Source organism: Luteimonas sp. A611, assembly GCF_054072715.1.
The window spans coordinates 1,590,004-1,611,713 of the sequence record NZ_JBSVRP010000001.1 but is presented as its reverse complement, the minus strand read 5'-3'; the positions used below and the strand labels follow the sequence as shown (position 1 = coordinate 1,611,713).

Sequence of the window (21,710 nt, the reverse complement as noted above, 5' to 3'; positions counted from 1 at the left end):
GCTTCGGCTGCCCCCACCCCGACCCTCCCCCGCACGCGGGGGAGGGAGCAGGACACCGGAGTACGCGCTTTCGCTCCCTCCCCTGCGCGCGGGAAAGGAGCAGGACACCGGGGCACGCACTTTTCGCTCCCTCCCCCGTTTGCGGGGGAGGGCTGGGGTGGGGGCCAGCGCGCAGCGCTGGAACGCCGCTACGGCACCTCTTCAACGCCCTGCCGACGCGACAACCATCGCAACGCCATCCGCCGCAGCGACGTGTCCGCATCCGCATCATTCGCGATCGCGCCGATGTCGCGCCACGCCAGCGCATGCGATTCGGCGCTGACCACGAAGTCCTCGCGCTCGCCCGCATGCACCACGTAGCGCACGTCGTAGTGCCAATGGCCGCGCACGCCCTTGTGCTCGGGGATCCAGTGCCGGTCCAGGTCGAACACCTCGGGCTCCACGCGCAGCCCGGCCAGTCCCGACTCCTCCTCCGCCTCGCGCAGCGCGACCGCGCACAGGTCGCGATCGCCGTCGGCATGCCCGCCCAACTGCACCCAGATGCCGAGCTTGCGGTGATGGGTCAGCAGCACGCGCGTGCGCGAACGGTCGACCAGCCAGGCCGATGCGGTGAAGTGCCCGTCCAGGCGATCGCGCACGAACGGGTCGGCCACATCGCCCAGCAGCGCATGGAAGTCCGCGGCCACGCTGGCCTGGTCCGGACACTTCCTGGCGTAGGCATCGAAGGCGCCAGCCAGCACGCTGATCTGTAATTGCATCGGGCTCAAGGTCGCGCATCTCCAGTGGCATTGGTCATGGGCCTGAGATTCTGGCGCATGCTTGCGCGCTTGTGCGCCGGATCGGCGTTTGGCAAGGTAGCCGCGGTAACGATTCCGCGGCCGACCCCCAGCGGCGCCCCAGTCCATCTGCAGGGAACCACCGATGTCGAAAAGTCTGTTCAGGGTCAAGCCGGTCGAGCCGGCGCCGCACGTGGATGCCGGCGAACCGGTCGAAGGCTCCCTGGAGGGGGAGGCCACGTTCAAGCGGACGCTGACCGCCCGCCACCTGGTCCTGCTCGGCGTCGGCGCGGTGATCGGCGCGGGCATCTTCGTGCTGACCGGCCAGGCCGCGGCCAACCACGCCGGCCCGGCGATCATGCTGAGCTTCGTGCTCGCCGGCCTGGCATGCGCGTTCGCAGGCCTGTGCTACGCGGAGTTCTCGGCGATGATGCCGGTGTCGGGCAGCGCCTATTCGTATTCGTACGCCACGCTGGGCGAGTACGTCGCCTGGTTCATCGGCTGGTGCCTGGTGCTGGAATACCTGTTCGCCTCGTCCACGGTGGCGGTGGGCTGGTCGGGTTACCTGGTCAGCTTCCTCACCACGACGTTGGGCCTGCCCTTCCCCGCCGAACTCGCCTCCGCGCCGATCACCTGGGCAAACGGCGAGTTCGTGCGCACCGAGGGCGTGATCAACCTGCCGGCGATCCTGATCGTCGCCGCGGTCAGCGGGCTGTGCTACGTCGGCATCACCCAGTCGGCCTTCGTCAACGGGATCGTGGTTGCAATCAAGGTCGCGGTGATCGCGGCCTTCCTCGGCTTCGGCGTGATGTACATCGATCCGGCCAACTTCACCCCCTTCATCCCGCCCAACGAAGGACCCGGCCAGTTCGGCATGGAGGGTGTATTCCGCGCCGCGACCATCGTGTTCTTCGCCTACATCGGCTTCGATGCGGTCTCCACCGCCGCCGGCGAGGCCAAGAACCCGCAGCGCGACATGCCGATCGGCATCCTCGGCTCGCTGGTGGCCTGCACCCTGGTCTACATCGCCGTGTGCGCGGTGCTGGTGGGCATTGCGCCCTACCGCGAACTCGACACCGCCAAGCCGGTGGCGACGGCGATCGAGCTGGCCATGCTCGCCAACCCCGAAGCCAACCTCGCCTGGCTCAAGACCGCGGTCGAGGTGGGCGCGATCGCCGGTCTGTCCTCGGTGATCCTGGTGATGCTGATGGCGCAGCCGCGCATCTTCTACTCGATGTCGCGCGACGGCCTGCTGCCGCCGCTGTTCGGCCGCGTGCACCGCAAGTTCCGGACTCCGCACGTGGGCACGATCATCGTCGGCGTCGCGGCCTGCCTGCTGGCCGGCTTCATGCCGCTGAGCGTGCTCGGCGAGCTTGTGTCGATGGGCACTCTGATCGCGTTCGCGACCGTATGCCTGGGCGTGCTGGTGCTGCGCTACAGGCGGCCCGACCTCGAGCGTCCGTTCCGGGTGCCGCTGTTCTGGCTGATCTGCCCGCTGGGCGTGCTGTCCTGCCTGTTCCTGTTCCTGCAGTCGTTCATGGAGCACTGGCTGATCTTCGTGCTGTGGACGCTGCTCGGCCAGCTGATCTACTTCGGCTACGGCTACCGCAACAGCAAGCTCAACCGGGCCTGATCCAGGCATCGCGGCGCCCCACGGGGCGCCGCTCCCTATGCGACTACCTGCGCGAGTCCTTGCATGACGGCCCAGACCGCCAAGAAGATCGGCCCGGTCCTCGCGACCTTCGTGGTCGCCAACAACATGATCGGTTCGGGTTTCTTCCTGCTGCCGGCCTCGCTGGCCAGGTCGGGCGCGGTGACCGCGTTTTCGTGGCTGATCGGGACCCTGCTGGCGGTGGCGCTTGGCGCGGCGTTCGCGCGATTGGCGCGGCAGTACCCCGACCTGACCTCGCCCGACGACTACATCCGTCCCTCGCTGGGACGCGACATGGGCTTCCTCGCCTCGACCCTGTACTGGCTTTCGTCCTGGGTGGGCAACAACGCGATCGCGGTGGCGGCGTTCGGCTACCTGATCATCCTGCTGCCGATCAGTGACGCACCGGTGGTGCACCTTGTCGGGCAGGTGCTGCTGATCTGGGCGATGTTCGGCCTCAACCTGCTCGGCCCGCGCAAGATCGCGCACTTCCAGTCGTTCTGCGTGGTGTTCGGCCTGCTGCCGGTGGTGGCGATCCTGGTCGCAGGCTGGGCCCACTTCAATCCCGAGCTTTACCGCGCCGGCTGGAACGTGACCGGACAGTCCGACGTCTCGGTCGCACTCGGTTCGCTGGCCTCGGTGTTCTGGGCCTTCATCGGGCTGGAGACCGGGGCGATGATCGCCGGCGTGGTGCGCGAGCCGGATCGCAACGTCCCCATCGCCACCATCGGCGGGATCCTGCTGGCCGGCATCGTCTACCTGGTCTCGTCGGTGCTGATGATGGGGATCGTGCCGGTGGCGGAACTGGCGCAATCCAGCGCCCCGTTCGCGCTGGTCGCGGGCGAGATGTTCGGCGCCTGGGCGATCCCGGTGATCGCCGCTGCGGCCGCGCTCAAGGCCACCGGCACGCTTGGCGGCTGGATGCTGGTCACCGGCGAATCGGGCGCGCGCGCGGCCCAGCGCGGCTTCCTGCCGGCAATCTTCGGGCGCACCCTGCGCAACGGCGCGGCCTTCAGCGGCCTGCTGCTGGTGGTGCTCTCGATGACCGTCATCGCGCTGACCACGCTGTCGGATTCGGTGTCGGGCCAGTTCGAGACGATCATCAACATGGCCGTGACCCTGGTGGTGATGGCGTACGTGGCGGCAGGCCTGAGCCTGCTGCTTGGCCGCCGCGACCGGCCCTCGACGCTCGGCGATCGCCTGCTCGGCATGGGGGCACTGATCGCCTGCGGACTGCTGGTCTGGTCGACGCCGGTCGAGACGTTGATCGGCGCTGTCGTGATCGCGCTGCTGGCGCTGGCCGCCTACCGCGGGTTCGGCCGCAGGCGCGAGCCGGCGCCCTGAGCGACGCCGGCCGCGTGCGGCGAGGCGCTAGACTTGCGCCATGAACCAGACGCCCTACGACCCGCAGCGCCTGCGCGAGCGCGCCGCCGAGCTCATCGCCAACCTGCGCGAGCTTTCGCAGCTGGGCTGGACGCCTGCCACCAGCAGCAACTTCTCCTCGCGCCTGGACGGGCGCCATGCCGCGATCACCGTGTCCGGACGCGACAAGGGCCGGCTGGTGGAGAACGACATCATGGTCGTGGATTTCGACGGTTTGGCCGTCGGCAGCGACCACCGGCCCTCGGCCGAGACCCTGCTGCATACCCAGCTGTACCGCCGGTTCGACGAGGTCGGTTGCATCCTGCACACCCACTCGCGCAACCAGACGGTTGCCTCGCGCCTGTTTTCCGGCGCCGGCCACGTGCGACTGGAGGGCTACGAACTGCTCAAGGCCTTCCGCGGCAACGAAACGCACGAAACCAGCATCGACGTGCCGGTGCTGCCCAACAGCCAGCACATGCCGACGCTGGCCGCGCAGGTCGACGCCCTGCTCGATCGCGGCCCGATGTGGGGCTACCTGATCGATGGCCATGGCCTGTACGCCTGGGGCCGCGACATGGCCGAAGCGCGCCGCCACCTGGAGGCGTTCGACTTCCTGCTGGGCTGCGAGCTGGAGCTGCACCGGCTGGGCGCGCGCCACTGATCGCAGCCGCGTTGCGACGGTGGAATGCCTGTGTTCCGCCGCCATGACCCCCCGTCTTCGTCGTCCCTGCTAGCCTGATTCCCTTCCACCTTCCTCCCCCGCGAGCCTGCCGCCATGAGCCGACTGCGCATCTTCCCCGACGCCCACCCGGACGCACCCGAATTCACCAGCCACGATGGCGAGGAGATCGCGCGCGAACTGGCGAAGATCGGCGTGCATTTCGAGCGCTGGCAGGCCAGCCATCCGGTCGAGGCCGGCGCGTCGCCCGAACAGGTACTGGCTGCATACAAGGCCGACATCGACCGCATCTCGGCCGAGCGCGGGTTCACCAGCGTGGACGTGATCAGCATCGCGCCGGACAACCCGAAGAAGGAGGAGATGCGCGGCAAGTTCCTTGACGAGCACTATCACAAGGAAGACGAGGTGCGCTTCTTCGTCGACGGCTCGGGCCTGTTCACCCTGCATGTCGGCGACAAGGTCTACGAGATCGAGTGCGTCAAGGACGATCTGATCGCCGTGCCCGACGGCACCACGCACTGGTTCGACATGGGCCCGGAGCCGCGCTTCGTCGCGATCCGCTTCTTCCAGCAGCCCGACGGCTGGATCGGCCACTTCACCGGCACCGACATCGCGCAGAAGTTCCCGCGCTACGAAAAAGAAGCAGGCTGAGCCGGAGCGGTTCCGCCACGGATCACGCGGATGGACGCGGATCACGAGCAAGGCAGATGGCAGGCGCGCTCTCGGGGTTCATCGCCTTATCCGTGTTGATCCGCGTAATCCGTGGCCAAGGCAACAGCTGGAAAACTGTCATTTCGAGCGCAGCGAGAAATCTATGCTGTTGATTCTCCGAGATTGACCGGCTTCGCCGTTGTAAAGCGCCTCTCACTGTGTTCGGAATGACAAACGGGACTTTTTCGGCATTGCCCTAAGAATGAAGAACATGACCACCACCATCCTCACCGACATCGAAGGCACCACCAGCAGCATCTCGTTCGTCAAGGACGTGCTGTTTCCCTATGCGCGGCGCGAGCTGCCGCGTTTCGTGCGCGAACACAGCCAGGAGCCCGAGGTGCGGCGCTGGCTGGACGAGGTGGCGCTTGAGAACGGCGGCCTGTGCCAGGACGCGATGATCGTCGAGACCCTGCAGGGCTGGATCGACGATGACCGCAAGCACATCGCGCTCAAGGCGCTGCAGGGCATGGTCTGGGAAGCGGGCTACACGAGCGCCGACTTCACCGCTCCGGTCTATCCGGATGCGACCGAAGCCTTGCGTCAGTGGCATCAGGCGGGCCATCCGCTCGCGGTGTATTCCTCGGGCTCGGTGCCGGCGCAGAAGCTGCTGTTCGCCCACACCGATGCGGGCGACCTGACCGGCCTGTTCTCGGCCTGGTTCGACACCGGCGTGGGCGGCAAGCGCGAGGCGGCGAGCTACGCGAAGATCGCGCAGGCGCTGGCCGTGGCCCCGGGCGACATCCTGTTCCTGTCGGATGTGGTCGCCGAACTGGACGCGGCGCGCGAGGCGGGCCTGCGCACCATCCTGGTCGACCGCACGCAGGACTATCCGCAGCCGCGCACCGGCGATGCCGCCGGCGGCCATCCCCGCGTCACCGGCTTCGACGGCATCCCGCTGCCGGCATGAACGCGATGCCCGGGCATCGCCATCCCAGCGCCGCGTCGGCGCTGGTCGTCCTGCTGGCCTGCCTCGGTCTGCTGCCGCTCCACGCCCGCGCCGATGCCGTCACCCCGGCGGCGGCGGATATGGCCGCCATCGCCATCCGCGACCGCGCCCTGATCGAAGCACGACTGCAACAGATGCCGCCCCCGGTGGCCGGGCAGCCGGATCTGTACGCGCTCGCCTTTGCCGGCGACGGCGAGGAGGACGTGTTCCGCAACGAGGCGCTCTACTTCGAGCAGCTGACCACCGCCCGCTACGGCGCGGGCGGCCGCACCCTGGCCCTGGTGAACCATCCAGACAGCTTGGCCGACACGCCGCTGCCGTTGGCCACGACGGACAACCTGCGCATCGCGCTGCAGGGAATCGGCCGGCTGATGAACCCGGACGAGGACCTGCTGCTCCTGCTCATCACCACCCACGGCAGCCGTGACCATGCGCTGTCGGTGCAGCTCCCGGGTTACTTCGACACCGCGCTGCGACCTGGCGAGCTGCGCGCAATGCTGGACGAATCCGGCATCCGCAACCGGCTGTTGATCGTATCGGCCTGCTTCTCCGGCGGCTTCATTCCCGAGCTCGCCACGCCCGACACGCTCGTGATCACCGCAGCACGCAGCGACCGTCCCTCGTTCGGCTGCGGCGACACCGCGAGCGCGACGTACTTCGGGCAGGCGTTGCTGGTGGAAGGCCTGAATCGCGACGGAGGGCTGGTCGACACGTTCGCCTACGCCCGGCAGCAGGTGGCGCGGCGCGAGGTGAGGGAAGGCCACGAGGCGTCGTTCCCGCAGATCAATGTGGGCGACCGCATCCGCGCCCGGCTGGACGCCTGGGAAGCGGCGCTGGTGCGCGGACCGCCGCTGGCCTACCCGCATCCGCTGTAGCCCACCGCAGGGTGCACAGCCGCGTGCGCGTCCCGTCCCGCGATCGAGTCCGGCGGGCGCGTAGACCGGCTCCGGGCTGCCTCCGGACCCATCGCCAGCCGGCGACACGCGACGATCCGTCCGCAAGCCGACGCCAGCCAGTCGATCGCAACAAAGTCGTGTCCATCGCCGCCTTCGACGCAACCGATGCGATGTCCCCGCTGGGAACCGCCCTCGCCCGCTAGGCGCGCCGCAGCCGTCGCGCCACGCGGCCCACGGCCTCCGCGCACGGCAGCGCGTGCGACTTTGTCACGTCCAGCCAGTGTGAGTGGCCCACCGGCGTCGGCCTGAGCCCTACCGCCTTCGACCAGCGACGCAAGCGATGGTTGAACTGCATCGCACGGGTCCAGCGCAGGGTCTCGTCGGTCTGGAAGAAGAACGACAGCGAGATCGAGACGTCTTCGGCACCGTTCTTCACGTAATGCCCGCTGGTGTAGGGAATGTGCAGCGCGTCGCCGGGGCGGAATTCGAACTTGATCGCGTGCTGGTCGAGCTCCTCGCGCCACAGCGGTTCGATCGCCTGTCGGTCCATGTAGGCCTCGCAGACATCGACCGGCACGATGTCCGGCCGGAAGTTCGGAAACACCGCCACTTCCTTGCTGCCCCGGATCTGCATCAGCACGTTCGAATAACGGTCGAAGTGGAACGGCGTGATCGCGTTGGGCGAGGCGATGAACAGCCAGATGCGCGGCTCGTGGATCGCCTTCGATCGGCCGCCCTCGCGCAGCAGCGCCGTCATCTCGCGGCACAGGTCCTCGTACAGGCCACGGAATGCGGGATGCACCTCCGGATCGCTCACGGCAATGTAGGAATTGCCCGCCCGGATCGTCTCGATGGTTTCCTCGAGGCCCATGCCGTTGCGGTGTTCGACGTGCGCGTGGTCGAAGTTGATGCGCAGGTCGTCCAGCCCCCTGGAATACCTGACCCGCTCCGGCGGCAGCTCCGGCAGGACCTTCGCCAGGCCCTCGATGGTGAGCGCGGGATGGTCCAGCAGGCCGTGCCTGAACTGGAATGGCGCACGGTCCAACTGGCCGGCGGGCAGCCCGTCGGCGAAGCACTTCGACATGTGGTCCCCTGTGGCGCCCGCCGTCGTGGCGGTGTTCGCATCCGGACGCAAGAATCCGGAACCGGATCACAATATCCCGGCGCGGGTGTCCCAGCAACCGTTGCGCCGCCGATCAGCGCGCCTCCGCGTCCTCCAGCCGGTAGTGCGTGCTCGCCCGCGATTCGCGTCCCGCGTCATCGAAGCTGCGCACCTCGATGAGATGGCGACCGGCGTCGAGCCTGGTGGGCAGCGGCCCGCGCCACAGGTGCGGCGACGCTTCGGCTTCGGGCGATCGATCGAAACCGCGCAGTGTCTCTGCCTCATCATCGCGCGCATTTTCCGCGGCCAGCCGCGGATCGGCGCGCTCCACCCGCTCCATCGCCTGCCACGCGCCGCCATCGACGCGGTATTCCACCCGTGTGCCTGCGTGCCCGAGGAACACGTTGGCGTACACGCCCCAGGCCGGATACGCACCGCGGCGCAGCAGCTTCGGTGCGTGCAGCGCCATCGCATCGGTCAACGCCGGATCGTCGGCCGGCAGCGAGGTCGGATGCCAAGCCAGGCGGTAGCCTCCGTCGGCGTCGACCTGCAGCGTGGCGAATCCGCGCGGCGTGCCGTCGGCCATGGTCGCATCGGGCATGCCGTCGGCGGCCGCCACGCCCGACCAGTACGCGCCGCTCATCGCGCCGACGTTGTATTCGTGCAGTGGCGTCGCCCCATGCCAGCCGCTGCCAGCGTCGTGGAAGACACTGCGCTGGCTGTGGCGGTGGCCGCTGAGCAGCAACAGCTTCGGGAAGGGGCGCAGCAGCGCGAACAGGCGCTCGCGATCCTGCGCACGCATCGTCGGCGGGCGGCCCTGGCCGGCGGTATCGAACCAGGGGATGTGCGCGGCAATCACCAGCAGCCGGCAGTGATCCAATCCGGCCAGGTAGTTGTCCAGGAAATCGAACTGATCCTCGCGCAGCCCGCCGACATAACCGGGCCGCTGGCCGGGCTGCGCCACCACGTTGTCGAGCACCACGAAGACCGCATCGCGCTGCTCCCAGGCAAAGCTGTCCGGGCCGAACACGTTGCGGAAGCTCGCCAGCGAGGACGCATCGTCGACGGCGTCCGGATCCAGGTCGTGGTTGCCGGCGGCGTGCAGCCACGGCACGCCCACCGCAGTGGTGGCGCGGACCAGCGCCGGATACAGCGACAGTTCGTCGTTGGCGATGTCGCCCAGGGTCAGGCCCAACCTGGCATCGCGATGCGGCGCGAACGTGCGCGCCGCGATTCGCGCGTAATGGTCGACCTCGCGCGGCGTGCCAGCCTGAGGGTCGCTGCTGACGATCACTTTCAGCCCCTGCGGCTCGTCGTGCGGCCGCAGCGCGAAATCGCAGGACGCATCGCCCGCCGCGCGCCAGAATCCCGGCAGGCCGTCGGGACCGGATGCCACCGCATATCCAGCCGGCTTGATGACGAAGACCGGCGCGTCCGCGCGCGGCGGCAGGCGCCAGCGCCCCTCCACGTCGCTGGAAACGATTTCCACACCGTTGGAGACCCGCACGCCGGGGAGCGCCGGTTCCCGGGCATCGCGCCGGCCGTCACCGTCGACGTCCTCGAACACGACGCCGCGATCGCAGGCCCATGCCGACGCGACCGACATCGCGACGATCAGCAGCAGCGCACGGACCACGTGTCGATGGACCACACACCCTCCCCTTGTCGACAAAACTGGCCCATTATGCCGCCGGTCAGCGTTTGCACTGTGAGTCATCACGACGGGCCTTGCGCCATGGACTTCACGACGGAGACGGGATGAGGATTGCCTGGCGATGGCTGCCTGCGCTGCTGGCGCTGGTCGTGTGCCTGCCGGTCTGGGCGCGACCCGTCCTTGAGCTGGCGCCGGCGACGGCCAGCGCGTCACTCGCGCCACACCTGGGCTACCGCCACGACGCCACCAGCTCCGATCGCGCCGAGGACGCGTGGCGGCGCGTCGAGGAAGGTGGGTTCGCCGCCCTGCCGGGCGGCAAGGACGCCTTCGGCTTCCAGAGCGGCGCGTTCTGGTTCCACGCCACCGTCGTCAATCGCAACCCCGGCGAGCAACGCTGGCTGCTGGTGCAGGAATACCCGCTGAGCGACAGGCTCGACATCTACCTGCGCTATCCCGACGGCCGCACGATCCACCACGTGGGCGGGGACCACGTGCCGTTCTCTGCGCGCTCCGTGCGCTACCGCCATCCCAACGTGCTCGTCGACCTGCCGATGGGCGAGCCGGTGCAGCTGCTGCTGCGCGTGCAGAGCCAGAGCTCGATGCAGGTGCCGCTGCAGCTCTATACGCCGTCGGCGTTCACCGAGGTCTCGCGCGACGCGCAGCTGGCGATCGGCCTGTACTACGGCATCCTGCTGGCGCTGTTTTTCTACAACCTGGTACTGTGGCTCTCGCTGCGCGACGCCAGCTACTTCTGGTACCTGTGCCATATCAGCGCCTTCGGGCTGGTGCTGTTCACCCTCAACGGACTGGGCTTCGAATACCTGTGGCCGAACTCGTCGTGGATGGCGGACCACATGGTGCCCATCTCGATCTGCCTGGCGCTGATCGCGATGCTGCAGTTCGCGCGCACCTTCCTGGAGCTGCCGCAACGCGCGCCGCGGCTCAACCTGGTGACGATCGCGCTGATCGGGTTTTTCACGGTGTTTGGCGTGGCCTCGGTATGGCTGCCGTACCGGATCGCCACGCCGGTCGCATCGCGCGCAGTGCTGGTGGGCGTGGTCTGGATCGTGTTCGCCTCGCTGCACGTGCTGCGCCGCGGCTACACGCCGGCGCGCCTGCTGCTGCTGGCCTGGTCTATGTTCCTGCTCGGCACGGCGGTCTTCACCCTGCTGGCGTTCGGCGCTCTGCCCAAGAATTTCGCCACCGAATACGGCGTGCAGATCGGTTCGGCGCTGGAGATGCTGCTGCTCTCGATCGCGCTGGGCTATCGCTACGCGCAGCTGCGCAACGAGAACCAGCGCATCACCGACGAGGCCAACCGCCAGCTCGAGCGCAACGTGGCGCGACGCACGCAGGAGCTGCAGCAGGCGCTGGTGCAGCTCAAGGATACGCACGAGAAGCTGCAGGACTCCAGTCGTCGAGACGGGCTGACCGGGCTGTTCAATCGCAGCTATTTCCACGAGGGATTCGATCGCATGCTGGCCGAGTGCCGCCAGGCGCGGCGGCCGTTGTCGCTGCTGATGGTCGACCTCGATCACTTCAAGGCGATCAACGACCGCTACGGCCACCTGGTAGGCGACGCCTGCCTGCGCTGGGCCGCGCGCCGCATCGGCCGCACGCTGCGCCCGCATGAGGCCCTGCTGGCGCGCTTCGGCGGCGAGGAATTTGTGGTGGTGCTGCCCAACCATGACCTCCGCGCAGCGGTCGCGGTGGCCGAGGAGCTGCGCCGCTCGCTGGTGGACGAGCGCTGCGAGACGCACGACCTGCAGGTCCGGATCTCGGCCAGCATCGGCGTGCACACGGTCGCACCGGATGCAGCTGACGACATCGACGACGCGCTGGATACCGCCGACAAGGCGCTGTACGCAGCCAAGGCCAACGGCCGCGACTGCGTGCGGACCTCGATCAGCGCCGCGTAGGTGCGAAAGAACTCCCGCCGCACATCCGCGGCTGCTGCCGAACCACCTCGCACTCAGCGCCGCCGCGTCGCCAGCTTCGCCTCCACCTCCGCCAGCCCCAGGCCGCGCGCGCGCAGCAGCACCAGCAGGTGGAACACCAGGTCGGCGGCTTCGCCCAGCAGCGCATCATCGTCCTGCACGACCGCAGCCAGCGCGGTTTCCACGCCTTCCTCGCCGACCTTCTGCGCGATGCGCCGCGTTCCTCCCTCGAACAAGCTGGTGGTGTAGCTGCCTGCGGGCATGTCGGCATGGCGCTGCTCGACCAGCGCCGACAGCTCCGCCAGCGCGGCACCGGGCGCGGAGGCAAAGCAGCTCTCGCGCTGCAGGTGGCAGGTCGGCCCCTGCGGATGCGCGGTCACGAGCAGGGTGTCGCGATCGCAGTCCAGGTCCAGCGACACCAGCTCGAGGAAATGTCCCGAGGATTCGCCCTTGGTCCACAGCCGCCCCTTGCTGCGGCTGAAGAAGGTCACGCGACGCGTGGCCAGGGTGGCTTCGAGCGCGGCACGGTCCATGTAGCCGAGCATCAGCACGCGCAGGGTGCGCGCATCCTGCACGATCGCGGGCACCAGGCCATCGTTCTTGTCCCAGTCCAGCGCGTCGGCGCCGAAGCTGCCCGCATCGGGTCCGATCTCATGCATCACGCACCTCCACTCCACTTTCGCGCAGGAACCGCTTGAGTTCCGGGATCCGGACCTTGCCGCTGTGGAACACGCTTGCGGCCAGCGCGCCGTCGACGTCGGCATCACGGAATGCATCCGCGAAATGCGCCGGCTCGCCCGCGCCACCCGAGGCCACCAGCGGCACCGTGCACAGTGCCCGCGCCGCGCGCAGCTGTTCCAGGTCGTAGCCGCTGCGCACGCCGTCGCTGTCCATGCAGTTGAGCACGATCTCGCCGGCACCCAGGCGCTGCGCTTCGACCACCCAGTCGAGCGTGCGGATCGATGGCGCGCGCATGCGGTCGGGATCCCCGGTATGCGTGCGCACGCGCCATTCGCCGTCGGCCTCGCGGGTCGAGTCGATGCCCACCACCACGCACTGCACGCCGAATGCACGGGCCAGTTCGCCGATCAGCGCCGGGCGCTCCAGCGCCGGCGAATTGATCGAGATCTTGTCGGCGCCGGCGTGCAGCACCGCGCGTGCGGTGTCCACGTCGCGGATGCCGCCGGCCACGCAGAACGGGATGTCGATGTTCGAGGACACACGCTCGACCCAGCCACGGTCCACCGAGCGCCCCTGCGGGGTCGCGCTGATGTCGTAGAACACCAGCTCGTCGGCGCCCTCGTCGCGATAGCGCAGGGCCAGCTCGACGATGTCGCCCATGTCGACGTGGTCGCGGAAGCGCACGCCCTTGACCACGCGGCCATCGCGCACGTCCAGGCAGGGAATGATGCGGCGCGCGAGCATCAGGCCGGCTCCGCCGTGTTGCCGACCTGCGCCAGCGCCTGCGGCAGCTGCAGCCTGCCTTCGAGCAGCGAGCGGCCCAGCACGATGCCGGCGCAGCCCTGGGCTTGTGCGGCGAGGACGTCCGCCAGGTCGCGCACGCCGCCGGAAGCCTGCAGCGCCAGCCCCGGCACCTGCTCCACCAGCAGGCGGTACAGGTCCAGGTTGGGCCCGGTCATCATGCCGTCGCGGGTGATGTCGGTGCACAGCAGATGTCGCAGGCCCCGCGTGGCATAGCGCCGCGCCATCTCCTGCAGGGTGCCGGCGGCGGTCTCGGTCCAGCCGTGCACCGGCAGGCGCCAGACGCCTTCGCGATCCTGGCGCGTGTCGAGCGCAACGGTGATCCGGTCGCTGCCGAACTCGTCGATCCAGCCGCACACCGCTTCCGCCTCGCGCACGGCGAGTGAACCGATCACCACCCGCGCTGCGCCGGCATCGAGGATGCGCTGCACATCGTCGCGTGAGCGCACGCCACCGCCGGTCTGTACGCGCAGCCCGGTGCTGGCGCTGATGCCGCGCACCAGTTCGAGCAGGGTGTAGCCGCCGGCACGTGCGGCGTCGAGATCGACCAGGTGCAGCCACGCGGCGCCCTGTTCTGCGTATGCCTGCGCAAGCGCCAGCGGATCGTCGCCGTATTGCGTCTCCTGCGCGTAGTCGCCCTGCGCGAGGCGCACGATGCGGCCGTGGCGGACGTCGATCGCGGGATACAGGGTGTAGCTGCTCATGCCGGTTCCATCGTCAGGAAGTTGTGCAGCAGGCGCGCGCCGGCCGCGGCCGAACGCTCCGGGTGGAACTGCGCACCCATGACGTTGCCACGCCGCACCGCCGCCGCGAACTCGTGGCCGTGGGTGGTGCTGGCGATGCAGTCGGCGGTCGCGTCGGCGGCGTAGCTGTGCACGAAGTAGGCGTGCTCGCCGTCGGTGAAGCCATCCAGCAGCGGGTCGGCACGGCGCAGCGCCAGCCGGTTCCAGCCCATGTGCGGCACGCGGATGTCCGCGTTGCCCGGAATCCGCCGCACCCGCCCGGGCAGCAGGCCGAGGCATCGCGTGTCGTCCTCTTCGGAGTGCTCGAACAGCAGCTGCATGCCCACGCATACGCCAAGCAGCGGCTGGCGCAGGCCGCGCAGCACGTCCACCAGGCCGAGTGCGTGCAGGCGCCCCATGACCGTCGCCGCAGTCGAGACACCGGGCAGGATCACGCGGTCGGCGGCCTCGATGGTGTCGACGTCGGCGCTGAGCACCGGATCCACGCCCAGCCGCTGGAGTGCGCAGCGCACAGAACCGATGTTGGCGCCGCCCGCATCGACCATGACCAGTCGCATCACAGCACGCCCTTGGTGCTCGGCAGCTCGGCGCCCTCGCGCCGCACCGCCATGCGCAGGGCACGCGCGAAGGCCTTGAAGCAGGCCTCGACCTTGTGATGGTCGTTGTCGCCCTCGACCTTCAGGTTGAGGTTGAGCGCGGCCGCATCGCATACCGAGCGGAAGAAGTGCTCGACCAGTTCGGTCGGCATCTCGCCCACGCGCTCGCGCTTGAAGCTGCCGTCGAACACCAGATAGGGTCGGCCGCCGAAATCGAGCGCGGCGCTGGCCAGGGTCTCGTCCATCGGCAGGGTGAAGCCATAGCGCGCGATGCCACGCTTGTCGCCCAACGCCTCGCGCAGCGCCTGCCCCAGGGCGATGCCGGTGTCCTCGATGGTGTGGTGCTCGTCGATGTGCAGGTCGCCTTCGGCCTGCACCGACAGTGCGATGCCGCCGTGCTTGCCGATCTGGTCGAGCATGTGGTCGAAGAACGGCAGGCCCGTGGACACCTGCGCATCCGCCACCCGGTCGAGATCGACTTCGACGCGGATGCGCGTTTCCTTCGTGTTCCGCTGCACCAGTGCGCAGCGCGGTGTATCCGCCAGTTCGTGGGCGATGCCGGGCCAGTCCCACTCGCCGCCGAACTGCGCGGTGCGCAGCTGGAAGCCGCGGATGCCGAGGTTGTCGGCGAAGCGGATATCGGTTTCGCGATCACCGACCATGGCGGAGCGGTCCAGGTCGATGCCGCGGTCGCGCAGGTAATGCTGTACCAGTCCCAGGCCGGGCTTGCGCGTGGGCGCGTTGTCGGCCGGCCAGCTGCAGTCGACCAGCACCTCGCGGAACACGATGCCCTGGCTTTCGAACACCTGCAGCATCAGGTTGTTCGGCCCGTCGAAGGTTTCGCGCGGATAGGCTTCGCTGCCGAGGCCATCCTGGTTGGTGACGATCACGAACTCGAAGCCGGCGTCACGCAGCTTCAGCAGCGCCGGGATCACGCCGGGGAAGAAGCGCAGCTTGTGGTAGGCGTCGATCTGGAAGTCGTCGGGCTCCTCGATCAGGGTGCCGTCGCGATCGACGAAGAGGATTTTCGTGGCCATCAGGCGGCTCCTGCGTTTGTCCCCACCCCAACCCCTCCCCCGCAAGCGGAGGAGGGGCTCAAGGCGGAAATCGTCGACAGCACGCGGTCGTTCTGCTCCGGCGTGCCGATGGTGATGCGCAGCGCGTCGCCAAGCCCCGGCGCGGCACGCTGGTCGCGCACGACGATGCCCGCGCCCAGCAGCGCGTCAAACGCGGCCGTGGCATCGTCAAAACGCACAAGCAGGAAGTTCGCCTGCGAGGGATAGACCCGGCGCACACCGGGCAGGCTCGACAGTGCGCCAAGCAGGCGCTCGCGTTCGCGGCGGATCTGTTCGATGCGCGCGGCCGTCGCCGCGCGGGATTCAGGTGACAGCGCCTCGACGCCAAGCCGGGCGACCGGGCCCGGCACCGGATACGGCGCCTGGCAGCGGCGCAGCACCGCGATCAGTTCCGGCGCGGCGATGGCCACGCCGATGCGCGCCGCCGCCAGCGCATGCGCCTTCGACAGCGTGCGCAGCACGACCAGGTTGGGATGCGCGTCGAGCAGGCGCGTGGCCGACGGCGTGTCCGAGAACTCGCCGTAGGCCTCGTCGACCACGACAAGGGCGCGGCCGGCAAGGCGCTGCGCCAGCGCGGCGATATCGTCCAGCGCGATCGCCGCACCGCCCGGATTGGAGGGTGAGCACAGGAACAGCAGCTTCGCGCCACGCGCCAGCGCTTCGCGTTCGATCGCATCGAAATCCGGCACCAGCCCCTGGCGTGCGTCGTCGCGCAGCGCAACCTCGACCAGGGGCGCGCCCTGCAGCCGCGCGCTGACCGCATACATGCCGAACACCGGCGGCGTGACCAGTACCGCATCGCGACCTGGCGTGCAGGTGGCGCGCACCAGCAGGTCGATCGCCTCGTCGCTGCCCCGCCCCACGATCAACTGTTCCGGCTGCACGCCATAGAGGCCGGCCAGCGCCGCACACAGCGCCGCCGGTTGCGGGTCCGGATAGCGGCGGCAGCTGGCGTCCGCGTCTGCCGCATTGCCCCAGGCCGATTCGTTGGCATTGAGCCAGATCTCGCCGTCGAGCTTCGAACTGCGGGCCGAACTGTAGCCGGCGAAATCGCGCAGGTCCGCGCGCACCAGCGAGAGCACGTCGCCTGTTGCCCTGTTCATGCCGCCTCCGGTGAAAGCGCCCTGTCCAACCGCAGACGCACGGCATTGGCGTGCGCCTCAAGCCCTTCGGCCTCGGCCAGAGTCACCGCGCAGGGCCCGATCGCACCGATGCCGACAGCGCTCGCGGACTGCACGCTGACAAAGTTCTGGAAACTGGCGACCGAGACCCCGCTCCAGGCGCGCGCGGCACCGCCGGTCGGCAGCACGTGGTTGGTGCCGCTGCAGTAGTCGCCAAGTGCCTCGGGCGTGAAGTCGCCGAGGAACACCGAGCCCGCTGCCTCCACCCGCTGCAGCCAGGCACGCGGCTCGCGCAGCGCCAGGATCAGATGCTCCGGCGCATAGGCGTTGCTGATGGCGAAGGCTTCGTCGAGCGTGTGCACGCGCACCAGGCGCGATTGCGCCAGCGCCTGGCGTGCGATGTCGGCGCGCGGCAGCGCCGCGAGCTGGGTGTCCAGCTCGGCCTCGACGCGCGCGAGCAGCGCGTCGCTGTCGCTGAGCAGCAGCACCTGCGAATCCGGACCGTGCTCGGCCTGGGACAGCAGGTCGGCGGCGACGAACCCGGGATCGGCACCCGCGTCGGCGATCACCAGCACTTCCGACGGTCCGGCCGGCATGTCGATCGCCGCCACACCCGCGCGCGCAACCTGCTGCTTGGCCTCGGTGACGAAGCTGTTGCCCGGCCCGAACAGCTTGGCGCAGCGCGGCACGCTGTCGGTGCCGAACGCCATCGCCGCGATCGCCTGCGCGCCGCCCAGCTTGAACACGCGATGCACGCCGGTCATGCGCGCAGCGACCAGCACCGCCGGGTCGGCCGTGCCGTCCTTGCGCGGCGGCGTGCACAGCACAACCTCGCGGCAGCCGGCCAGCCGCGACGGCACGCCCAGCATCAGCGCCGTGGACGGCAGCGGCGCGCTGCCGGCCGGCACGTAGAGCCCCACCCGCGCGATCGCGCGCACCATGCGTTCGCAGACCACGCCGGGCGCGGTCTCGACCGCATAGTCCTGCGCCATGCCGGCGCGGTGGAAGCGCTCGATGCGCGCGGCCGCCTCGCACATGGCCGTCTTGAGTTCCAGCGACACGGCCGCCTCGGCCGCAGCGAACTCCTCGGCCGTGACCTCGAAGGACTCCGGCGCAACCCCATCGAAGCGCAGCGTGATCTCGCGCAGCGCCACGTCGCCACGATCCTGCACGTCCTCGACCAGCGCCTCGACCGCGGCGCGCGTCTGCGCGGCCACCTTCTGCACCGGGCGCTGCAGCACCTGCGCGCGCGCGTCGTCGTCAAGTGCGCTCCAGTCCAGCCGGCGCAGCAGGGCCACGTTCATGCCAGCATCCTCTCGACCGGCAGCACCATCAGGCCACGCGCACCGGCGCGCTTGAGGTCCTCCAGCCGCTGCCAGGTCATCGCGCCATGGCACAGCGCCTGCAGCGCCAGGGTGTCGGCACCGTCGACCTGCAGCATCGTCGGTCGCTCGGCGTCGGGCAGCAGCTCCAGCAGCCCCGGCACCTCGTCGCGCTGCGCCTGGAACATCAGCAGGCGGCTGTCCTTGAGCCGCAGCACGCCGTCCAGCCGACGCAGCAGCATCTGCGCGAGCTCGCCACGGATGTCGGCGAACGGCTGCACGGGGCCGGCCAGCACGGCCTCGCTGCGCATGATGGTCTCGACCGGTCGCAGCTGGTTTGCCGCCAGCGTCCCACCACTCGACACCAGGTCGCAGATCACGTCCGCCTGTCCGAGCCGCGGCGCGATCTCGACCGAGCCGGACAGCACGACAATGCCCGCCTCGACTCCCTGCTCCGCAAGCCACTTGCCCAGCAGGCCGGGATAGCTGGTGGCGATGCGTCTGCCCTGCAGCTGCTGCGCACCCTGCCAGTCCCAGGCGTCGGGCACCGCGATGTCGAGCCGGCAGCCGCCGAAGCCAAGCGCAACGACCTCCTGGGACATCTGCGGCTTGCCGGCCGCGGCGCGCTCAGCCGCCTGTTCCTCGAGCACGTTGCGGCCGACGATGCCGTAGTCGCAGACGCCGTCGGCCAGCAGGCCGGGGATGTCGTCATCGCGCACCAGCAGCAGGTCCACCGGCGCGGTCTCGCCGTAGCAGAACAGCTTGTCGCGGCTCTCGCGCCAGGACAGGCCGCAGGACGCGAGCAGGGCGCGGGCCGGATCGCTCAGGCGACCGGATTTCTGGATGGCGATGCGCAGGCGATCGCGCGTCGCGGGGACGGCCGTGGGGCTCATCTCGGGAATTCCTCAGTGGTCCGACGCAAGCCGGGGGTACTGGCGCTTCACCGCGGCCGCATAGCCGCCGGCGCCGTGTTCGAGCGTGCGCGCGACCCTTCCGATCGTGGTGACGCTGACCAGGGTGCGCTCGTGGATCTCGCGGTACGGCAGTCCCTGCAGCAGCAGGGGCACCACCCGCCAGCGGTCGGCCATGGCCTCGAGTTCGGCCGGCGTGCACAGGTCGCGCAGGAAGGCGGCCATTTCGTCGACCCGTTCCAGGCCAGCCAGGGCCTTGGCCAGCGCCCGGAAGGAGGCGTCGGCATCGGAGTCCGGCAGGGGTTCGAGGCGCTGTTTCATGGCCGGCATAATGTAATAGCGTGCTATTACATTAGTCAATAGCCGGAGTCCGCGGCTGAAGCCGCTACAGCCGCAGACGCCCAGCCGCGAATCAGTCCGCGCCCGGTTCCGGTTCCCGCTCGCGCACCATCACCCAGCCGGCTACCACGCCGGAGATCGCCCCGACCCATTCCAGGAAGACGCGCGTCCCCACAGAATCGGCGTCGTGGATCTTGGCCAGCGCAAGGCGCGCGTACAGCGGCGATTCGAGCGTCACCACGCCCAGGTAGAACAGGTGCCAGCTGTCGATCCCGGCGCCGATCGCCACGGCGGTGACGCAGGCCCAGCCGATGGCGTGGGCCTCGCTGAAGCCGGCGCGGCGCCCCAGCCAGCGCCAGAACAGCAGGCAGGCGATGCCAATGGCGAAGGCGATCAGGGCAGCGATCAGGACGCCGGTCCAGCCGACGGGCAACGGCAGGTTCATCCCGTCACCGGCCGATCGCGGACAGCAGGCTGCCGTCGGCGACCATGGCCACTGCCGCAGCGACCTCGCCATCGAGCGCACGGTCGCGATCGAGGAAGGCGATCCGCCGGCGGATCTGTGCATGCGCCAGCGCCACCGCGGTGCCCGGATGGAACGGCTCGGCCGCCGCGAGTTGCGCGCGCAGCGCTTCCACTTCCTCCAGGAAGCCAGCGTGCAGCGGCGAGCCCTCGTCCACGCCGCGGATCTTGCGCGCAAAGCCGGCCGCGTCGCTGCGCCGCGCCAGGTCGCGCGCGGCATTGATCATGTCGACGCGGAAATCCAGCGCCTGCGCCGCCGTGTACAGCTCCAGCGCCAACACCTTGCCCAGGTCGTCGACCATCGACAGCACGTGGCGCGCCTCGTTGGCGCCCATGGACACGTGGTCCTCGGCATTGGCGCTGGTCGGGATCGAGTAGACGCTGGCCGGATGCGCACGCGTGGCCAGGTCGTTGACGATGGCCGCGGCCGTGTACTGCACGATCATGTAGCCCGACTCGGTGCCGTCCTCGTTGCCGATCAGGAACGCCGGCAGGCCGTCGCTGGTGGACGGATCAACCAGCTTGTTGAGCCTGCGTTCGCTGATCGAGGCCAGCACCGGGATCGCGGCCTTGACCGCGCTCATCGCCAGCGCCAGCGGCATGCCGTGGAAGTGCCCGGCGGAGATCACCTTCTGCTCGACGTGTTCGGCCTCGCGATCGGGGAACACCAGCGGGTTGTCGGTGACCGCGTTGAGCTCGATATCGAACACGCGCCGCGCGTACGCCACCGTGTCGCGCACCGCACCGTGCACCTGCGGGATGCAGCGCAGCGAGTAGCTGTCCTGCGGCTGGTGCTTTTTGCCGCCGCGGAACGGCTTGAAGCGTGCGTAGAACTTCTCGCGGCCGTGGCGCTGGTCGCTTGGCACCCAGTCCCAGCCGATGTCGAAGCTCAGGTCGCGCGCCTCGTCCGTGTCCCAGCTCGTCGGCAGCCAGGCCTGGAACCTCGGCACCAGGTGGTAGGCGATGTCGGCCAGGGTCGAACCGGCGAGCAGCTCGCACAGGTGCGCAGCCGTATGCACCTGGCCCGGATGCGGGCGCAGCGCGTGGACCTCTTCGGAAAACGCACCCAGGCGTCCGGCGAAGGCATCGATGGTCATCGCCGCGGCGAGGTCGGCGGTTTCGAGCAGGCGCTCAAGCCGATGCAAAGCGAGCGCACCGGTGGCGAGCATCTGCGCGGTGCCGTTGTTCAGCGCCAGGCCTTCCTTGTACGACAGCGACACCGGCGCCAGCCCCGCCGCCTGCAGCGCCTGCGCACCGGGCATGCGCTGCCCTTCGAACCAGGCCTCGCCGCCACCGAGCAGCACGATCGCCAGGTGCGACAGCGGCGCCAGGTCGCCCGAGGCGCCGACCGAGCCCAGCCCCGGCACCACCGGCACGATGCCGGCATTGAGCAGCGCCGTCAGCGCCTCCAGGGTCTGCACGCGGATGCCCGAGTGGCCCTTGAGCAGGGTGTTGATGCGGATGCACAGCATCGCGCGCACCACGTCCGCGGCCAGCGGCTCGCCGACGCAGACGGCATGGGTGACGATCAGGTTGTGCTGCAGCTCTTCGTGCAGCGAGCGGCCGGACTTCCTGGCGCCGGGCAGCTCGTCGCGCAGCGGATGCGCGCCCAGCAGCTTGTCGGCATTGCTGCCGAAACCGGTGGAGACGCCGTAGATCGGTTCCTCGCGCCGCACCTGCTCGGCCAGGAAGTCGGCCGCGCGCGCCACGGCGCGCAGCGAAGCGGGATCGAGCGCGACCTGCGCGCCGCTGGCGACCATCACCAGCTGGTCGCGGGTGAGGGATTTTCCGTCGAGGAGGACAGGTTTCATTGGTCGTTCGCCGTTGTCATTCAGAAGCTTCCCGCCCGCACCGCCGCATTGCTGTCATTTCAAACGC

General features: G+C 69.3%; 21 protein-coding genes. 7 read left to right on the top strand and 14 right to left on the bottom strand.

Annotation, left to right across the window (positions count from 1 at the left end; genetic code table 11):
- Positions 1 to 188: 188 nt before the first annotated feature.
- Positions 189 to 758, bottom strand: coding sequence for an NUDIX hydrolase (locus ACW5EG_RS07130; RefSeq protein ID WP_457018086.1), 570 nt, complete (start codon positions 756 to 758; stop codon positions 189 to 191).
- Positions 759 to 921: 163 nt separating this feature from the next.
- On the opposite strand from ACW5EG_RS07130, the gene ACW5EG_RS07125 reads away from it, so the two are divergent.
- The 6 genes from ACW5EG_RS07125 (at position 922) to ACW5EG_RS07100 (ending at position 7,006) form a co-directional block, all read left to right on the top strand.
- Positions 922 to 2,409, top strand: a complete 1,488-nt coding sequence (locus ACW5EG_RS07125) for an amino acid permease (RefSeq protein WP_457018085.1) — start codon at positions 922 to 924, stop codon at positions 2,407 to 2,409.
- Positions 2,410 to 2,472: 63 nt separating this feature from the next.
- A complete protein-coding gene (locus ACW5EG_RS07120; RefSeq protein ID WP_457018084.1) occupies positions 2,473 to 3,771 on the top strand; it encodes an amino acid permease in 1,299 nt (432 codons plus the stop codon).
- Between the two features lie 40 nt (positions 3,772 to 3,811).
- Positions 3,812 to 4,453 carry a methylthioribulose 1-phosphate dehydratase gene (locus ACW5EG_RS07115; RefSeq protein WP_457018083.1) on the top strand — a complete coding sequence of 214 codons (642 nt, stop codon included), beginning with the start codon at positions 3,812 to 3,814 and terminating at the stop codon, positions 4,451 to 4,453.
- A gap of 114 nt (positions 4,454 to 4,567) precedes the next feature.
- Positions 4,568 to 5,122 (top strand): 1,2-dihydroxy-3-keto-5-methylthiopentene dioxygenase, encoded by a 555-nt coding sequence (locus ACW5EG_RS07110; protein ID WP_457018082.1) that lies wholly within the window; start codon positions 4,568 to 4,570, stop codon positions 5,120 to 5,122.
- A 271-nt stretch (positions 5,123 to 5,393) separates the two neighbouring features.
- On the top strand, positions 5,394 to 6,092 hold the full coding sequence (gene mtnC / locus ACW5EG_RS07105; protein WP_457018081.1) for an acireductone synthase: 699 nt from the start codon (positions 5,394 to 5,396) through the stop codon (positions 6,090 to 6,092).
- Positions 6,089 to 7,006 carry a C13 family peptidase gene (locus tag ACW5EG_RS07100; RefSeq protein WP_457018080.1) on the top strand — a complete coding sequence of 306 codons (918 nt, stop codon included), beginning with the start codon at positions 6,089 to 6,091 and terminating at the stop codon, positions 7,004 to 7,006. The genes mtnC and ACW5EG_RS07100 overlap by 4 nt, the downstream gene beginning before the upstream one ends.
- Positions 7,007 to 7,226: 220 nt before the next feature.
- On the opposite strand, the gene ACW5EG_RS07095 is transcribed toward ACW5EG_RS07100, so the two are convergent.
- Both ACW5EG_RS07095 and ACW5EG_RS07090 read right to left on the bottom strand, forming a co-directional pair.
- Complete coding sequence (locus ACW5EG_RS07095; RefSeq protein WP_457018079.1) at positions 7,227 to 8,111, bottom strand: cupin-like domain-containing protein; 885 nt, start codon at positions 8,109 to 8,111, stop codon at positions 7,227 to 7,229.
- 112 nt (positions 8,112 to 8,223) lie between these two features.
- Positions 8,224 to 9,780 carry a calcineurin-like phosphoesterase C-terminal domain-containing protein gene (locus tag ACW5EG_RS07090; RefSeq protein ID WP_457021135.1) on the bottom strand — a complete coding sequence of 519 codons (1,557 nt, stop codon included), beginning with the start codon at positions 9,778 to 9,780 and terminating at the stop codon, positions 8,224 to 8,226.
- Positions 9,781 to 9,887: 107 nt separating this feature from the next.
- On the opposite strand from ACW5EG_RS07090, the gene ACW5EG_RS07085 reads away from it, so the two are divergent.
- Positions 9,888 to 11,702, top strand: coding sequence for a sensor domain-containing diguanylate cyclase (locus ACW5EG_RS07085; protein ID WP_457018077.1), 1,815 nt, complete (start codon positions 9,888 to 9,890; stop codon positions 11,700 to 11,702).
- A 53-nt stretch (positions 11,703 to 11,755) separates the two neighbouring features.
- On the opposite strand, the gene hisIE is transcribed toward ACW5EG_RS07085, so the two are convergent.
- The 11 genes from hisIE to ACW5EG_RS07030 all read right to left on the bottom strand — a co-directional run bounded on the left by hisIE (position 11,756) and on the right by ACW5EG_RS07030 (position 21,643).
- A complete protein-coding gene (hisIE, locus tag ACW5EG_RS07080; protein ID WP_457018076.1) occupies positions 11,756 to 12,379 on the bottom strand; it encodes a bifunctional phosphoribosyl-AMP cyclohydrolase/phosphoribosyl-ATP diphosphatase HisIE in 624 nt (207 codons plus the stop codon).
- Positions 12,372 to 13,145 (bottom strand): imidazole glycerol phosphate synthase subunit HisF, encoded by a 774-nt coding sequence (gene hisF / locus ACW5EG_RS07075; protein WP_457018075.1) that lies wholly within the window; start codon positions 13,143 to 13,145, stop codon positions 12,372 to 12,374. Before hisF ends, hisIE begins: the two co-directional genes overlap by 8 nt.
- A complete protein-coding gene (gene hisA / locus ACW5EG_RS07070) occupies positions 13,145 to 13,906 on the bottom strand; it encodes a 1-(5-phosphoribosyl)-5-[(5-phosphoribosylamino)methylideneamino]imidazole-4-carboxamide isomerase (protein ID WP_457018074.1) in 762 nt (253 codons plus the stop codon). The genes hisF and hisA overlap by 1 nt, the downstream gene beginning before the upstream one ends.
- Complete coding sequence (gene hisH, locus ACW5EG_RS07065; RefSeq protein ID WP_457018073.1) at positions 13,903 to 14,505, bottom strand: imidazole glycerol phosphate synthase subunit HisH; 603 nt, start codon at positions 14,503 to 14,505, stop codon at positions 13,903 to 13,905. Before hisH ends, hisA begins: the two co-directional genes overlap by 4 nt.
- Positions 14,502 to 15,578: a bifunctional histidinol-phosphatase/imidazoleglycerol-phosphate dehydratase HisB gene (hisB, locus tag ACW5EG_RS07060; RefSeq protein ID WP_457018072.1), complete on the bottom strand. Its 1,077-nt coding sequence runs from the start codon at positions 15,576 to 15,578 to the stop codon at positions 14,502 to 14,504. Before hisB ends, hisH begins: the two co-directional genes overlap by 4 nt.
- Positions 15,578 to 16,720: a histidinol-phosphate transaminase gene (hisC, locus tag ACW5EG_RS07055; protein ID WP_457018071.1), complete on the bottom strand. Its 1,143-nt coding sequence runs from the start codon at positions 16,718 to 16,720 to the stop codon at positions 15,578 to 15,580. Before hisC ends, hisB begins: the two co-directional genes overlap by 1 nt.
- Positions 16,717 to 18,027, bottom strand: coding sequence for a histidinol dehydrogenase (hisD, locus tag ACW5EG_RS07050; protein ID WP_457018428.1), 1,311 nt, complete (start codon positions 18,025 to 18,027; stop codon positions 16,717 to 16,719). Before hisD ends, hisC begins: the two co-directional genes overlap by 4 nt.
- Before the next feature lie 11 nt (positions 18,028 to 18,038).
- A complete protein-coding gene (hisG, locus tag ACW5EG_RS07045) occupies positions 18,039 to 18,953 on the bottom strand; it encodes an ATP phosphoribosyltransferase (protein WP_457018070.1) in 915 nt (304 codons plus the stop codon).
- Between the two features lie 12 nt (positions 18,954 to 18,965).
- The gene (locus ACW5EG_RS07040; protein ID WP_457018069.1) at positions 18,966 to 19,292 is read right to left on the bottom strand and encodes a YerC/YecD family TrpR-related protein; all 327 of its coding nucleotides are present in this window, start codon (positions 19,290 to 19,292) and stop codon (positions 18,966 to 18,968) included.
- A gap of 91 nt (positions 19,293 to 19,383) precedes the next feature.
- On the bottom strand, positions 19,384 to 19,755 hold the full coding sequence (locus tag ACW5EG_RS07035) for a hypothetical protein (protein WP_457018068.1): 372 nt from the start codon (positions 19,753 to 19,755) through the stop codon (positions 19,384 to 19,386).
- Between the two features lie 4 nt (positions 19,756 to 19,759).
- On the bottom strand, positions 19,760 to 21,643 hold the full coding sequence (locus tag ACW5EG_RS07030; protein WP_457018067.1) for an HAL/PAL/TAL family ammonia-lyase: 1,884 nt from the start codon (positions 21,641 to 21,643) through the stop codon (positions 19,760 to 19,762).
- Between the last annotated feature and the right edge of the window lie 67 nt (positions 21,644 to 21,710).

Excerpts from the sequence above, each read along its gene's own strand:
- ACW5EG_RS07100 (WP_457018080.1), top strand. The coding sequence starts at position 6,089 with ATGAACGCGATGCCCGGGCATCGCCATCCCAGCGCCGCGTCGGCGCTG.
- hisG (WP_457018070.1), bottom strand. The coding sequence starts at position 18,953 with ATGAGCCCCACGGCCGTCCCCGCGACGCGCGATCGCCTGCGCATCGCC.
- ACW5EG_RS07110 (WP_457018082.1), top strand. The coding sequence starts at position 4,568 with ATGAGCCGACTGCGCATCTTCCCCGACGCCCACCCGGACGCACCCGAA.
- hisIE (WP_457018076.1), bottom strand. The coding sequence starts at position 12,379 with ATGCATGAGATCGGACCCGATGCGGGCAGCTTCGGCGCCGACGCGCTG.
- hisA (WP_457018074.1), bottom strand. The coding sequence starts at position 13,906 with ATGAGCAGCTACACCCTGTATCCCGCGATCGACGTCCGCCACGGCCGC.
- ACW5EG_RS07035 (WP_457018068.1), bottom strand. The coding sequence starts at position 19,755 with ATGAACCTGCCGTTGCCCGTCGGCTGGACCGGCGTCCTGATCGCTGCC.
- ACW5EG_RS07130 (WP_457018086.1), bottom strand. The coding sequence starts at position 758 with ATGCAATTACAGATCAGCGTGCTGGCTGGCGCCTTCGATGCCTACGCC.
- ACW5EG_RS07095 (WP_457018079.1), bottom strand. The coding sequence starts at position 8,111 with ATGTCGAAGTGCTTCGCCGACGGGCTGCCCGCCGGCCAGTTGGACCGT.
- mtnC (WP_457018081.1), top strand. The coding sequence starts at position 5,394 with ATGACCACCACCATCCTCACCGACATCGAAGGCACCACCAGCAGCATC.
- hisB (WP_457018072.1), bottom strand. The coding sequence starts at position 15,578 with ATGGCCACGAAAATCCTCTTCGTCGATCGCGACGGCACCCTGATCGAG.
- ACW5EG_RS07115 (WP_457018083.1), top strand. The coding sequence starts at position 3,812 with ATGAACCAGACGCCCTACGACCCGCAGCGCCTGCGCGAGCGCGCCGCC.
- hisF (WP_457018075.1), bottom strand. The coding sequence starts at position 13,145 with ATGCTCGCGCGCCGCATCATTCCCTGCCTGGACGTGCGCGATGGCCGC.
- hisC (WP_457018071.1), bottom strand. The coding sequence starts at position 16,720 with ATGAACAGGGCAACAGGCGACGTGCTCTCGCTGGTGCGCGCGGACCTG.
- ACW5EG_RS07125 (WP_457018085.1), top strand. The coding sequence starts at position 922 with ATGTCGAAAAGTCTGTTCAGGGTCAAGCCGGTCGAGCCGGCGCCGCAC.
- ACW5EG_RS07120 (WP_457018084.1), top strand. The coding sequence starts at position 2,473 with ATGACGGCCCAGACCGCCAAGAAGATCGGCCCGGTCCTCGCGACCTTC.
- ACW5EG_RS07040 (WP_457018069.1), bottom strand. The coding sequence starts at position 19,292 with ATGAAACAGCGCCTCGAACCCCTGCCGGACTCCGATGCCGACGCCTCC.
- ACW5EG_RS07085 (WP_457018077.1), top strand. The coding sequence starts at position 9,888 with ATGAGGATTGCCTGGCGATGGCTGCCTGCGCTGCTGGCGCTGGTCGTG.
- ACW5EG_RS07030 (WP_457018067.1), bottom strand. The coding sequence starts at position 21,643 with ATGAAACCTGTCCTCCTCGACGGAAAATCCCTCACCCGCGACCAGCTG.